Genomic DNA, 13,788 nt, shown 5'->3' with positions numbered 1-13,788 from the left:
TGCCGTTCGCCCGCTCCATTTGGCGGCGAGCGAACGGCCGGAGCTCGTCAGGCGTCCTGATAACTCTCTATCGACGGGCAGGCACACACCAGGTTGCGGTCGCCGAAGACATTGTCGACCCGACCGACAGGCGGCCAGTACTTGCCCTCGATCAGTGACGCGACCGGGTAGACCGCCTGTTCGCGGCTATAGGGGTGGGTCCATTCGCCCACCAGTTCCGCAGCGGTGTGCGGGGCGTTTTTCAGTGGGTTGTCCTCCTTGTCCAGGCCGCCGTTCTCCACTGCACGGATTTCCTCGCGGATACGGATCATGGCGTCGCAGAAGCGGTCGAGTTCCTGCTTGGACTCGCTTTCGGTCGGCTCGATCATTAGGGTGCCGGCCACCGGGAAGGACATGGTCGGGGCGTGGAAGCCGAAGTCGATCAGGCGCTTGGCGACGTCATCGACGCTGATACCACTGCTGTCCTTGAGCGGGCGCAGGTCGAGAATGCATTCATGCGCCACCAGGCCATTGCTGCCGCTGTACAGCACCGGGTAGTGATTTTCGAGACGGCGGGCGATGTAGTTGGCATTGAGAATGGCCAGCTGCGAGGCACGCTTGAGGCCTTCGCCACCCATCATGCGAATGTACATCCAGGTAATGGGCAGGATGCTCGCGCTGCCGAACGGCGCTGCGCAGACCGCGCCTTCCTTGCGCTCCATGGCCGCGTGGCCGGGCAGGAACGGCGCCAGGTGGGCTTTGACGCCAATCGGGCCAACCCCCGGGCCACCGCCGCCGTGGGGAATGCAGAAGGTCTTGTGCAGGTTGAGGTGCGAAACGTCGCCGCCGAATTTGCCCGGCGCACAAAGGCCGACCATGGCATTCATGTTGGCGCCGTCGATATACACCTGGCCGCCGTGGTCGTGGATGATCGCGCAGATTTCGCGAATGCCTTCCTCGAACACGCCGTGGGTGGAGGGGTAGGTGATCATCAGTGCGGCAAGATGTTCGCGATGTTCGATGGCTTTCGCCCGCAAGTCTTCGATATCGACGTTGCCACGGGCGTCGCAGGCCGTTACCACGACGCGCATGCCGGCCATGTTGGCGGTGGCCGGGTTGGTGCCGTGGGCCGACGAGGGGATGAGGCAGATATCGCGGCGATCTTCGCCACGGCTCTGGTGATAGGCGCGAATGGCCAGCAGGCCGGCGTATTCGCCCTGGGAGCCGGCGTTGGGTTGCAGGGACACCGCGTCGTAACCGGTGGCCGCGCAGAGCATGGCCTCCAGCTCATGGGTCAATTGCTGGTAGCCGGCGCTTTGTTCGGCGGGGGCGAAAGGGTGCAGTGCGCCGAATTCGGCCCAGGTCACCGGAATCATTTCGCTGGCGGCATTGAGCTTCATGGTGCACGAGCCCAGCGGAATCATGGTGCGATCCAGTGCCAGGTCCTTGTCGGCCAGGCGGCGCAGATAGCGCATCAGCTCGGTTTCCGAGTGGTAGCGATTGAACACCGGGTGGGCCAGGATCGCCGACTGGCGTTGCAGCGCTACGGGGATCCGGCTCTCGACCTGGTTGGTCAGGGCGGCGAAATCCGGTTGCGCCTGACCGTTGCCGAGCAGTTGCCAGAGGGTTTCGATATCCGCCTGGCCGGTGGTTTCGTCCAGGGACAGGCCCAGGCGTTCGCCGTCGATCACCCGCAGATTGATATGACGAGCGCGCGCCTGTTCATGGCGAGCGGCGGTTTGACTGCCGGTGTTGATGGTCAGGGTGTCGAAGAAGCTGGTTTGCTCGATTTGCACTCCCAGCTCGCCGAGGCCGGCTGCCAGGATGGCGGTCAGCTGATGGATACGCTGGGCAATCTGGGCCAGGCCTTTGGGGCCGTGGTACACGGCATACATGCTGGCGATGTTGGCCAGCAGGACCTGGGCGGTGCAGATATTGCTCGTGGCTTTTTCGCGGCGGATATGTTGCTCGCGGGTTTGCATGGCCAGACGCAGCGCGGGCTTGCCGTGGCGATCCACGGAGACGCCGACCAGGCGTCCGGGCATATCGCGCTTGAAGGCGTCGCGCGTCGAAAAGTAGGCCGCATGCGGGCCGCCAAAACCCAGCGGGACGCCGAAGCGCTGGGCGCTGCCGATGGCCACGTCGGCGCCGAACTCGCCCGGCGGGGTCAGCAGGGTCAGTGCCAGCAGGTCGGCGGCTACCGCCACCAGGGCATTGGCGGCATGGAAACGCTCGACCAGTGCGCGATAGTCGAACACGTCGCCATTGCTGGCCGGGTATTGCAGCAGCGCGCCGAAGAAGGGGCTGACATCGCCCAGCTCCTGCTCGTCCCCGACCACGACTTCGATGCCCAGTGGTTCGGCACGGGTGCGCAGCACGTCGAGGGTCTGCGGATGGCAGTGACGGGAAGCAAAGAAGGCCTGGCTGGACTTGTTCTTGCTCAGGCGTTTGCAGAACGTCATGGCTTCGGCAGCGGCGGTGGCTTCGTCCAGCAGCGAGGCGTTGGCGATCGGCAAGCCGCTGAGGTCGCTGATCAGGGTCTGGAAGTTGAGCAGCGCTTCGAGGCGGCCCTGGGAAATCTCGGGTTGATACGGGGTGTAGGCGGTGTACCAGGCCGGGTTCTCCAGCAGGTTGCGCAGGATCGGTGCCGGCGTGTGGCAGGGGTAATAGCCCTGGCCGATATAGGTCTTGAAGAGCTGGTTCTTGGCCGCGATGGCCTTGATCGAGGCCAGGGCATCGGCCTCGCTTTGTCCGGCGGGCAGCTCGAGGACGCTGGTGCCCTTGATGCTGTCGGGGATCACGCTGGCGCTCAGGGCCTGCAGGGAGTCGAGGCCAAGGCTGGCGAGCATGGCGCGCTCATCTTCCTGGCGCGGGCCGATATGGCGAGCGATAAACTCGTTGGCAGTGCTCAGATGACGGGTCATGGCGCCTCCTCAGGCTTGGGCGTTGGCTTTGATCAGGCGGTCGTAGGCGTCCTGATCGAGCAACGAGTCGAGCGCGCTGGCGTCGGCGGGCATAAAACGGAAGAACCAGCCTTCGGTCAGTGGTGCCTCGTTGACCTGTTCGGGGTGCTCTTCGAGTGCGGTGTTGGTCTCGAGCACTTCCCCGTCCAGGGGCATATAGACGCCGCTGGCCGCCTTGACCGACTCCACGGTCGCCGCTTCGCTACCCTTGGCGTAGTGCTGCAGTTCCGGCAGTTGCACATAAACCACATCGCCCAGGGCATTCTGGGCGAACGCGGTGATGCCGACGGTGACGCTGCCATCGGCTTCGGCACGCAGCCATTCGTGGTCTTCGGTAAAACGCAACTCGCTCATGGAAACTCCTGGGGCCAGACTCGTCTGGTGGACGCGATGAAATGCTCATGCAAGGCAGAGCGTGATGGAGGAAGTCCTTAGCAAATACACGGCCAATATTGTTAAGTCGTTTAAAATCATGGAGTTATATGATTTCTGTGAAAGGCGGAGTGCTGGGGCTGTAGCGAAATCGATACAGCTGTGCGCCAGGAACAAAAGCCTTGATGTTTCAACGCGTTGCGCAGGGCGGTCTGGCGCCGACTGTAGCGATATCGTTCCGCTGTAGCGGTTTCAGTACAGCTGGATGTCGTATTCAGACCTATCAGTGTAGGAGCTGTGATGTGCTTGTCGAAAACGCGCGGCACGCTGGGCGCGCTCGGTGCTGTTTCCTGCCCAACGGGCGAGCAAGCTCACGGCTACCAGGGCTGGTTACTTGGCGGGGATGCCGTACTTGCGCAGGCGATGGGCAATGGCGGTATGGGAGGTCTGCAGGCGGCTGGCCAGTTGGCGAGTCGAGGGATAATTGCCGTAGAGTTTTTCCAGCAGGCCTTTCTCGAAGCTTTCCACGGCCTGTTCCAGGCTATTGATTTCGCTGTCGCTCTGGCGGGCCACGGAGGTGCCGGCGATATCCAGGTCACCGATATCCACCAGGCTGCTCTCGCAGATTGCGGCGGCGCGAAAGATCACGTTCTGCAGTTGGCGGACATTGCCCGGCCAGCCATTACCCAGCAGTGCCGGGTAGGTCCCAGGGGCCAGCCGGCAGACCGGGCGCTGGATCTGCGCGCAGGCCTGCTGCATAAAATGGCGGGCGAGCAGCAGGATGTCCTGGCCACGCTCGCGCAGTGGCGGTACTTCGACGTTGAGGACATTGAGGCGGTAGAACAGGTCTTCGCGAAAACTGCCTTCGCCGACCATCTTTTCCAGATCGCGATGGGTCGCGCTGAGGATGCGCACATTGACCTTGATTTCGCGATCACCGCCGACTCGGCGAAAACTGCCGTCATTGAGAAAACGCAGCAGTTTGGCTTGCAGGTAGGGCGACATTTCGCCGATTTCATCGAGAAACACTGTGCCCTGGTTCGCCAGCTCCATCAGCCCTGGCTTGCCGCCGCGTTGGGCGCCGGTAAAGGCGCCGGGTGCGTAGCCGAACAGTTCGCTTTCGGCGAGGTTCTCCGGCAGGGCGGCACAGTTCAGGGCCAGGAACGGTGCGCCATGGCGTGTACTGATCGCGTGGCAGGCGCGGGCCACCAACTCTTTACCCGTACCGGTCTCGCCCTGGATCAGCAGCGGCGCATCGAGGGCCGCGACGCGCAGGGCGCGGGCCTTGAGCGTGCGGATTGCCGGGGAGTCACCCAGCAGCGCATCGAAGCCTTCGGCGTGATCGTGGTGCAGGGCCGACAGGCGTTCGCCGATGCGGTTGGCAGGGTAGAGCGTCAGCAAGGCGCCGGCATCGGTGATGGGCGTGGCATCGAGCATCAGGGGTTGGCCGTTGAGCATGATCTCGCGCAAGGGCAGGCGAAAACCGTGCTCCAGCAAGGCCTCGAGCAATCCGGAATCGGCGAACAACTGGGCAATGCTTTCACCCGTGGGATCACGGCCGGACAGCGCGACCAGCGCTGGGTTGGCCAGCAGGACATTGCCCGCGCTGTCGAGGGCCAGGACCGGGTCGGTCATCGCGGCAAGCAGGGCGTCCAACTGCAGGTGGCGACGCTGGCCGGGCAGGATGTCGACCACGGTGACGGCCTGCACGCCGCGTACGCTGAACAGCGCTTCGCGCAGTTCTTCAAGCACCTGCGGGCTCAGGGTCGGCGCGTCGATATAGACATTGGGCGGCACCATTTCCACCGCATCCAGGTTGAGATTGCGTCCGCCGAGCAGTGCCAGGACTTCCTGGGTGATTCCAACGCGGTCGATAAAGCTGACATGGATACGCATGGGGCGGCTTGGGCGTTCGGGCTGCGGGGTGGCCAGTATGCCTTGGCGCGGGGGATTTGGTGAAATCCGTCGCGGCCCGCAGGCAGGCCGCGCGCGTCATGATTCCTGCGGGGGGGGGGATTAATCCAGGTGTTCGGGTTTGACGGGATCGCCGGGCTTGGCATTCAGCTGGGTGCGGATATCTTCGAACATACGATCGTAGAGGCCGTGGAGCGAGCGAATATCGGCGTTTTTCGGCAGGCCGTGCTTTTGTAGGGCATGGAAGGCGCTACTGGCAAAGTTAAAGGCGGTGTCCTTGGGCAGGCTGAACTCCTCCTTGAATGCCTTGGCGTTGATTTCGCCAAACAGGGTGAACAGCATGGATGTGCCATCCCTGGGGTCCTGAACGACCTTGTATTCGATTGTGATTTCGTAACCAAAGTCGCCGGGTTGCAGCGGGGCCCGCCGGATCTGCAGGTGACCGGGTTCGAATATGGCCATTGACGTTTCTCCTTACACAAGGCTCAGGTAGGGCAGGCCATGGGCCTGCCCCGGGGGTCTTATTGGTAGTCGATGCCAGGTCGCTCCGTGCTGACTCGGGTGCCGGCCTTGCCCTGAACAATCGCTTCGATATCGGAGAGTGAACCGATCACCGCGACTTTTCCAGTATTGCGCGCGAACTCGCACGCGGCCTGTACCTTGGGCCCCATGGAACCGGCGGCGAAGCCGAGTTCTTCCAAGGCGTCCGGATGGGCCCGGGCAATGCCTTTCTGCGTCGGTTTACCCCAGTCGATAAAGGCGGCGCTGACATCGGTGGCAATGACCAATAGGTCACTGCTCAGTTGTTCGGCCAGCAGTGCCGAGCAGAGATCCTTGTCGATCACCGCTTCGATGCCCTGCAATTTGCCGTCGCTACCGTACATGGTTGGAATGCCGCCACCACCGGCACAGATCACGATACTGCCTTTTTCCAGCAGCCATTTGATCGGGCGGATTTCGAAGATGCGCTTGGGTTTCGGGCTGGCAACCACGCGGCGGAACTTGTCGCCGTCGGGGGCGATGCTCCAGCCTTTTTCCGCCGCCAGGCTCTCGGCCTCGGCCTTGGAGTACACCGGGCCAATGGGTTTGGTCGGATTTTGGAACGCTGGGTCCTTGGGGTCGACCTCGACCTGGGTCAGCAGCGTCGCGAACGGAACATCGGCATGCAGCAGGTTGCCCAGTTCCTGTTCGATCATGTAGCCGATCATGCCCTCGGTCTCGGCCCCCAGCACATCCAGCGGGTAAGGGCTTACGGAGGTGTAGGCGGCGGCTTGCAGGGAGAGCAGGCCGACCTGGGGGCCATTGCCGTGGGCGACCACCAGTTCGTTACCGCTGGTGATCTTGGCAATCTGCTCGGCGGCGATACGGATATTGGCGCGTTGGTTTTCCGCGGTCATGGGTTCGCCACGACGCAGGAGGGCGTTACCGCCCAGTGCAACGACGATACGCATAATGCATTCCTTCTAACGGCGGTTGGCGCGGCCGGGCAGGGCCCGGCGCGCGCCAACGGAGGGTGGGAGCGATCAGAGATCAGCGAGCGTGGAGACCAGGATCGCCTTGATGGTGTGCATGCGGTTCTCCGCTTGCTCAAAGGCGATGCAGGCTGGCGATTCGAACACGTCGTCCGTCACTTCGATGCCGTTGCTCAGGAACGGATACTGCTCGGCGATCTGTTTGCCGACCTTGGTGTCGCAGTTGTGGAACGCCGGCAGGCAGTGCATGAACTTGGTCCGTGGGTTGCCGGTGGCTTTCATCAACTCGGCATTGACCTGGTACGGCAGCAGTTGCTGGATACGCTCGGCCCAGGCTTCGACAGGCTCGCCCATGGAGACCCAGACGTCGGTGTGGATAAAGTCCACGCCCTTGACCGCCGCTTTCGGGTCTTCGGTCAGGGTGATGCGCGCGCCGCTTTCCTCGGCATATTTACGGCAGCGTGCGACCAGGTCTTCATGGGGCCACAGTGCCTTGGGCGCGGCGATACGCACGTCCATGCCCAGCTTGGAGCCGACCAGCAGCAGCGAGTTGCCCATATTGTTGCGAGCATCGCCCAGATAGGCGTAGCTGATATCGTGGATCGGCTTGTCGGCGTGCTCGCGCATGGTCAGCACGTCGGCGATCATTTGCGTAGGGTGATATTCATCGGTCAGGCCGTTGAACACGGGTACCCCGGCGAACTTGGCCAGTTCCTCGACCACTTCCTGTTTGAAACCGCGATACTCGATGGCGTCATACATGCGCCCCAGCACGCGGGCGGTGTCTTTCATGCTTTCCTTGTGACCGATCTGCGAGGAGTTCGGGTCGATGTAGGTCACGTTCGCGCCCTGGTCGTAGGCGGCGACTTCAAAGGCGCAGCGGGTGCGCGTCGAGGTTTTCTCGAAGATCAGCGCAATGTTGTTGCCTTTGAGGTGCTGCTGCTCGGTACCGGTGTACTTGGCGCGCTTGAGGTCGCGGGACAGGTCCAGCAGGTAGCGCAGCTCGCGTGGCGTGTGGTGTTCCAGGCTCAGCAGGCTGCGGTTGTGAATATTGAACGCCATGATGGATCTCCTTGGATGTCGGTGGTCCACTTGCCGAGGCCCTTTGTGGGGGCAACGGCAAGCTGGTTGTGAACGTTAGTAGTCGATGGGGTCGCGGATAATCGGGCAGGTCATGCAGTGACCGCCGCCACGGCCGCGGCCCAGTTCGCCGGCGCTGATGGTGATGACTTCGATACCGGCCTTGCGCAGCAGCGTGTTGGTGTAGGTGTTGCGGTCGTAGCCGATGACCACGCCAGGCTCCAGGGCCACCACGTTGTTGCCGTCGTCCCACTGCTCGCGTTCGGCGGCGAACGCGTTGCCGCCGGTTTCCACGACTCGCAGCGCCTTGAGGCCCAGGGCCTTGGCGACGGTATCGATAAAGCTGGTTTCCTCACGGCGTACATCGATGCCACCGGGTTTGCTTTCATCCGGACGCAGGCTGAAGGCAACGATCTGGTTCACCACTTCGGGGAAGATCGTGACCAGGTCGCGGTCGCAGAAGCTGAACACGGTGTCCAGGTGCATTGCGGCCCGGGACTTGGGCAGGCCGGCGACGATCACACGCTCTGCGGCCTTGTTCTTGAACAGGTTCAGGGCCAGTTGGCCGATGGCCTGGCGCGAGGTGCGCTCGCCCATGCCGATCAGGACCACGCCTTTGCCGATTGGCATGACGTCGCCGCCTTCAAGGGTGGCGTTGCCATGGTTGAGGTCTGGATCGCCGTACCAGATCTGGAAATCGGCGTTGGTGAATTCCGGGTGGAATTTATAGATGGCAGTGGTCAGCAGGGTTTCCTGGCGACGGGCTGGCCAGTACATCGGGTTCAGCGTGACACCGCCGTAGATCCAGCAGGTGGTGTCCCGGGTGAACTGGGTGTTGGGCAGCGGTGGCAGGATAAAGCTCGAGTGGCCGAGGAAATCGCGGAACATCTCGATGGTCTTGCCGCCGAAGCTGCTGGGCAGGTCGTCAGCAGAGACGCCGCCAATCAGGAATTCGGCAATCTTGCGTGGCTCCAGGCTGCGCAGCCAGGCATTGACCTCATTGACCAGGCCGAGGCCAACCTGGTTGGCGGTAACCTTGCGCTCCAGGATCCAGTCCAGCGCTTCGGGCTGGGCTACGATATCGGTCAGCAGGTTGTGCATTTCCAGTACGTCGATGCCACGCTCGCGCATCTTGGTCACGAAATCAAAGTGATCGCGCTTGGCCTGGTTGACCCACAGCACGTCATCGAAAAGCAGTTCGTCGCAGTTGTTCGGGGTCAGCCGCTGGTGGGCCAGGCCGGGGGAACAAACCATGACTTTGCGCAGTTTGCCGGCTTCGGAATGTACGCCGTACTTAACTTTTTCCGTGGTCATTACAGTGATCCTCCAGATAAACAGAACAAACAGGTGTTACAGAGTCAGGAAGCCGTCGTAGAGGCCGTAGGCTGCCACCAGGGCTCCCACGACGACCGCAGCGAAAATCAGCTTCTCGACGTTGGTGAAAATCGGTTTGCCCAGTTCACGCTTGGCCTTGGCGAACAGGATCGCGCCAGGGGCGTAGAGCAGAGCGGAAAGCAGCAGGTACTTGATGCCGCCGGCGTACAGCAGCCAGATCGCGTAGATCAGTGCGATGCCGCCGATGATCAGGTCTTTCTTGCGTTCGGCCAGGGCTTGCTCGTAGGTCTCGCCACGTACCGCCAGCAGGACGGCATAGGCAGCCGACCACAGGTAAGGCACCAGGATCATCGAGGTGGCCAGGTAGATCAGCGACAGATAAGTACTGGCCGAGAACAGGGTGATGACCAGGAACAACTGGACCATGGCGTTGGTCAGCCATAGGGCGTTGACCGGTACATGGTTGGCGTTTTCCTTGCGCAGGAACTCCGGCATGGTGTGGTCTTTGGCGGCGGCGAACATGATCTCCGCACACAGCAGTACCCACGACAGCAGGGCGCCGAGCAGGGAGATGATCAAGCCGACGCTGATCAGCACCGCCCCCCAGTGGCCGACCACATGCTCAAGCACCGCGGCCATGGATGGGTTCTGCAGCTTGGCCAGTTCGGGCTGCGTCATGATGCCCAGCGACAGGACGTTCACCAGCACGAGGAACAGCAGCACGGTGATAAAGCCGATCACGGTGGCTTTACCCACGTCCGAGCGTTTCTCTGCGCGGGCAGAGAAGATGCTTGCGCCTTCGATACCGATGAACACCCAGACGGTAACCAGCATCATGTTGCGCACCTGGTTCATCACACTGCCCAGATCAGGGTTTTTCACGCCCCAGATATCGGCGGTGAAGATGTCCAGTTTGAAAGCGAACAAGGCGATCAGCACGAACAGCAGCAGGGGTACGACCTTGGCGACGGTGGTCACCAGGTTGATAAAGGCGGCTTCCTTGATGCCGCGCAGGACCAGGAAATGCACGGCCCAGAGCAGGACCGAAGCGCCGATCACGGCGGCCGGGGTATTGCCTTCACCGAAGATCGGGAAGAAATAGCCCAGGGTACTGAACAGCAGGACGAAGTAGCCGACGTTGCCCAGCCAGGCACTGATCCAGTAGCCCCAGGCTGACGAAAAGCCCATGTAGTCGCCGAATCCGGCCTTGGCGTAGGCGTACACGCCGCCGTCAATATCGGGCTTGCGATTGGCCAGGGTCTGGAAGACGAATGCCAGGGTCAGCATGCCCACGGCGGTGATCGCCCAACCAATAAGCACTGCGCCAACATCTGCACTAGCGGCCATGTTTTGCGGCAGGGAAAAGATTCCTCCGCCAATCATCGAACCGACTACCAGAGCGACCAGCGCACCTAAGCGTAGTTTTCCGGGAGATTCAGACATCGCATGACTCCAGTCAGGTGAATGTAGAACTAAAGATTAGGACTGCACGGGTTTCAAACAACTGACTTAGATCATGTCATTGATACATTCCATTGTTAATTAATGACTTGGGAGTGTTGCTGGAACATGACGCTACCTTCACGAAAAGCCTTTTCTAGAGGTGTGCGAAGGGATTTCAGCAACTTTTTTTAGTGCCGTGGGGATTGAAGCTAGTTGGTTTTGCAGAATCCGCAAATTTTCTTTTAGTGAACGCCGATATTGCCGTTGTTGCGAGAATGCGACATAAATAATCAACTAGTCGTCGCTTCTTAGGGCAGATTGTTATGAGTAAGACATTTTTATTTCCGATATGAACTAAACGTTCCTAAGCTGTTGAAATTTAGTTGGGTTGTCTGAACTAATAGTAGATGGCGTATCGCCATCTTTTTTGAGGGGACGAGATGTCGCAACCGGCGCAGAAACTTCGACTCGGTGCTCTGATTGCCCTAGTGGTGGGGTCGATGATTGGTGGCGGGATCTTTTCCCTGCCGCAAAACATGGCGGCGCGTGCGGATGCTGGCGCGGTGCTAATTGGTTGGGCGATCACCGCCGTGGGCATGCTGACCCTGGCATTCGTCTTCCAGACCCTGGCCAACCGCAAACCGCACCTGGACTCGGGGGTCTATGCCTATGCCAAGGCTGGATTTGGCGACTACATGGGCTTTTCGGCGGCCTGGGGCTACTGGATCAGTGCCTGGCTGGGCAACGTCGGCTACTTCGTCTTGCTGTTCAGCACGCTCGGCTACTTTTTTCCGGTGTTCGGCCAGGGGAATACCCCGGTAGCCATTGGCTGCGCCTCGGTCCTGCTGTGGTGCGTGCATTTCCTGGTCCTGCGCGGCATCAAGGAAGCGGCCTTTATCAACCTGATCACCACCGTTGCCAAGATCGTGCCTCTGGTGATGTTTATCGTAATCGCGGCCCTGGCCTTCGAGGCCGATATTTTCACCCGGGATATCTGGGGCCGCAGCGACCCGAATTTCGGCGGCGTGATGGACCAGGTACGCAACATGATGCTGGTGACGGTGTTCGTATTTATCGGTATCGAGGGCGCCAGCGTCTATTCGGGGCGGGCCGAGAAGCGTTCGGATGTGGGCAAGGCCACCGTGATTGGCTTTCTCGGGGTGCTGGCGCTGCTGGTGCTGGTCAATGTGTTGTCGCTGGGGATCATGACTCGCCCGGAGCTTGCCGAGCTGCAGAACCCCTCGCTGGCGGCCGTGCTGGAGCATATCGTCGGGCCCTGGGGCGCGCTGCTGATCAGCGTCGGCCTGGCGATTTCCCTGCTCGGTGCCTTGCTGTCCTGGGCCTTGCTCTGTGCCGAAATTCTTTACGCCACGGCCCGGGACAAGACCATGCCGGCGTTCCTGAAAAAGGAAAATGCCAACCATGTGCCGGTCAACGCCCTGTGGCTGACCAACGCGATGATCCAGCTGTTCCTGCTGATTACCCTGTTCTCCGCCGGAACCTACACCAGCCTGATCTACCTGGCGTCGTCGATGATTCTGGTGCCGTACCTGTGGTCGGCCGCTTATGCCGTGCTGCTGAGCGGGCGCGGCGAGACCTACGAAAGCGCACCCCGTGAGCGTCGCAAGGATTTGCTGATCGGCGGTATCGCACTGATTTATGCGGTCTGGCTGCTGTATGCCGGCGGCTTGAAGTACCTGCTGCTGTCAGCGCTGCTGTATGCGCCAGGGGTCATCCTGTTCGCCCAGGCCAAGCGAGAGTTGGGCCATCCGCTCTTTACGTCCATGGAGAAGGGTATTTTTGCCTGTGTGTTGGCCGGGGCCGGTCTGGCAGCCTATGGCCTGTACAGCGGCCTGCTGACGCTGTGAGGGGGCCGTCGCTGTTACCAGCGCGGCGGGCTGGAGCCCAGTTCTCCTGCCGGATACGGCCACTGCAGGGGCGCGCCGGCAATCTGCAAGGGGGCCTGCAGGCGCCGAGCCGGTCCCCAGGCGGTCATCTCCAGTGTGCTTGCTTCATCGGCGGGCGTTGGCGGTGCAAGTGGCAACGACGGATCGCTGGTGCCCTCCATCAGCCATTTTGCCGTGCGCGCCAGTGACAGGCGCGCCGAACCACCGATACCGTGCTGCAGGCGCGTACTGAGGGCCCGCACCGCCGCCGCGGCGATCAGGTAGCCGGTGGCATGGTCGAGTGCCTGGACCGGTAGGGGGGTCGGGACGCTGGTGCCTTTCCAGTGCATGCCGGCCTCGGCGATCCCGCTGCTCATCTGCACCAGGCTGTCGAAGCCCCGGCGGTTGCGCCATGGGCCACTCCAGCCATAGGCATTGAGGCCGACATCGATCAGCCCGGGAGCCAGGCGCTGGCGGTTGGCCGGGTCATAGCCGAGGCGTTCCAGGGCATCGGCGCGGTAGCCGTGGAGCAGGATATCGGCCTCGCCGAGCAGACGCTCGAAGGTTTCGCGGTCGGCTTTCACATGCAGGTCCAGATGGGCGCAGCGCTTGCCCAGGGTGACCTCCGGGACGACGCCGGGCTCGCTCCAAGTCGGCGGATCGATACGCAGCACCTGGGCCCCTAGCCCGGCCAGCAGTCGGCTGGCGACCGGTCCGGCGAGCACACGGGTCAGGTCCAGCACCTTGACCCCGGCCAGCGGCCGCTGCGCTGTGCCCAGCCAGTGGAGCGGGGTGGGGCTGTCGTTGTCGCTGCGCATAATCAACGGCTCGGCATTGACCGCCTGCCCCTGGGGATGGACCTGCCAGGCCGCCTGCGAACGCATCTGCGCGGCGCAGCCGCCCGCTGCGACCACGGCCTGTTCGAGGTCGCCCTTGCGCCATTGCGTGACCCGCGTCGCCAGAGTCGCACGGTCGGTGCAGTGGCCCAGGACCCGTTCGACACTGGCGCGGTGCTGCGGTGCGTTGGTGTGCAGGCGGATCCAGCCATCGCGGCAGGCATAGTCGCCGGCGATCGGGTCCCACAGCGGCGCTATGGTCCAGCCGATAGGCCGTAACGACGTGGCGAACCAGAACGAGGCCAGGCGCCGGTCGACGCTGACCTCGGGCCGCTGGCCGGTCTGCTCCAGCAACAACTGGGCAACCGCCTGTCCGGCGGCTGCGACGCTGGCGCAGGCCATTGCGGTCACGGCAAAGGCCGAGGGCAGGGCGCCGCGACCCTGTTCGTGGACCGGCTCTGCCGGCAGACCAAGGGCGAGCTGTGCGCTAGCGAGAAAATCAGTCATC

General features: G+C 62.1%; 10 protein-coding genes. 1 reads left to right on the top strand and 9 read right to left on the bottom strand.

Annotated elements, in window-relative coordinates; all coding sequences use genetic code 11:
- Positions 1-47: 47 nt before the first annotated feature.
- The 8 genes from gcvP to arcD (NPS46_RS03090) form a co-directional block, all read right to left on the bottom strand.
- Positions 48-2,903: an aminomethyl-transferring glycine dehydrogenase gene (gene gcvP, locus NPS46_RS03125; RefSeq protein ID WP_274104925.1), complete on the bottom strand. Its 2,856-nt coding sequence runs from the start codon at positions 2,901-2,903 to the stop codon at positions 48-50.
- Between the two features lie 9 nt (positions 2,904-2,912).
- Positions 2,913-3,296, bottom strand: a complete 384-nt coding sequence (gcvH, locus tag NPS46_RS03120) for a glycine cleavage system protein GcvH (protein WP_274104924.1) — start codon at positions 3,294-3,296, stop codon at positions 2,913-2,915.
- A gap of 408 nt (positions 3,297-3,704) precedes the next feature.
- A complete protein-coding gene (locus NPS46_RS03115) occupies positions 3,705-5,210 on the bottom strand; it encodes a sigma-54-dependent transcriptional regulator (protein WP_274104923.1) in 1,506 nt (501 codons plus the stop codon).
- 120 nt (positions 5,211-5,330) lie between these two features.
- On the bottom strand, positions 5,331-5,690 hold the full coding sequence (locus tag NPS46_RS03110) for a DUF5064 family protein (protein WP_274104922.1): 360 nt from the start codon (positions 5,688-5,690) through the stop codon (positions 5,331-5,333).
- A gap of 59 nt (positions 5,691-5,749) precedes the next feature.
- Positions 5,750-6,679, bottom strand: coding sequence for a carbamate kinase (arcC, locus tag NPS46_RS03105; RefSeq protein WP_274104921.1), 930 nt, complete (start codon positions 6,677-6,679; stop codon positions 5,750-5,752).
- 72 nt (positions 6,680-6,751) lie between these two features.
- Positions 6,752-7,762 carry an ornithine carbamoyltransferase gene (locus NPS46_RS03100; RefSeq protein ID WP_274104920.1) on the bottom strand — a complete coding sequence of 337 codons (1,011 nt, stop codon included), beginning with the start codon at positions 7,760-7,762 and terminating at the stop codon, positions 6,752-6,754.
- Between the two features lie 75 nt (positions 7,763-7,837).
- Complete coding sequence (gene arcA / locus NPS46_RS03095) at positions 7,838-9,094, bottom strand: arginine deiminase (protein ID WP_274104919.1); 1,257 nt, start codon at positions 9,092-9,094, stop codon at positions 7,838-7,840.
- Positions 9,095-9,130: 36 nt separating this feature from the next.
- On the bottom strand, positions 9,131-10,558 hold the full coding sequence (gene arcD, locus NPS46_RS03090) for an arginine-ornithine antiporter (protein ID WP_274104918.1): 1,428 nt from the start codon (positions 10,556-10,558) through the stop codon (positions 9,131-9,133).
- A 440-nt stretch (positions 10,559-10,998) separates the two neighbouring features.
- Here arcD (NPS46_RS03090) and arcD (NPS46_RS03085) point away from each other — a divergent pair, with 440 nt between their 5' ends.
- A complete protein-coding gene (arcD, locus tag NPS46_RS03085; RefSeq protein ID WP_274104917.1) occupies positions 10,999-12,426 on the top strand; it encodes an arginine-ornithine antiporter in 1,428 nt (475 codons plus the stop codon).
- Between the two features lie 14 nt (positions 12,427-12,440).
- Here the strand turns inward: arcD (NPS46_RS03085) and NPS46_RS03080 are convergent, their stop codons facing one another.
- Complete coding sequence (locus NPS46_RS03080; protein WP_274104916.1) at positions 12,441-13,787, bottom strand: CoA transferase; 1,347 nt, start codon at positions 13,785-13,787, stop codon at positions 12,441-12,443.
- Position 13,788 lies beyond the last annotated feature (1 nt).

Origin of the sequence: Pseudomonas putida (assembly GCF_028682395.1) — a bacterium.
In the GTDB taxonomy this organism is placed as follows: domain Bacteria; phylum Pseudomonadota; class Gammaproteobacteria; order Pseudomonadales; family Pseudomonadaceae; genus Aquipseudomonas; species Aquipseudomonas putida_AB.
The sequence above is the reverse complement of the archived record's forward strand: the minus strand, read 5'-3'. Positions and strand labels throughout refer to the sequence as shown.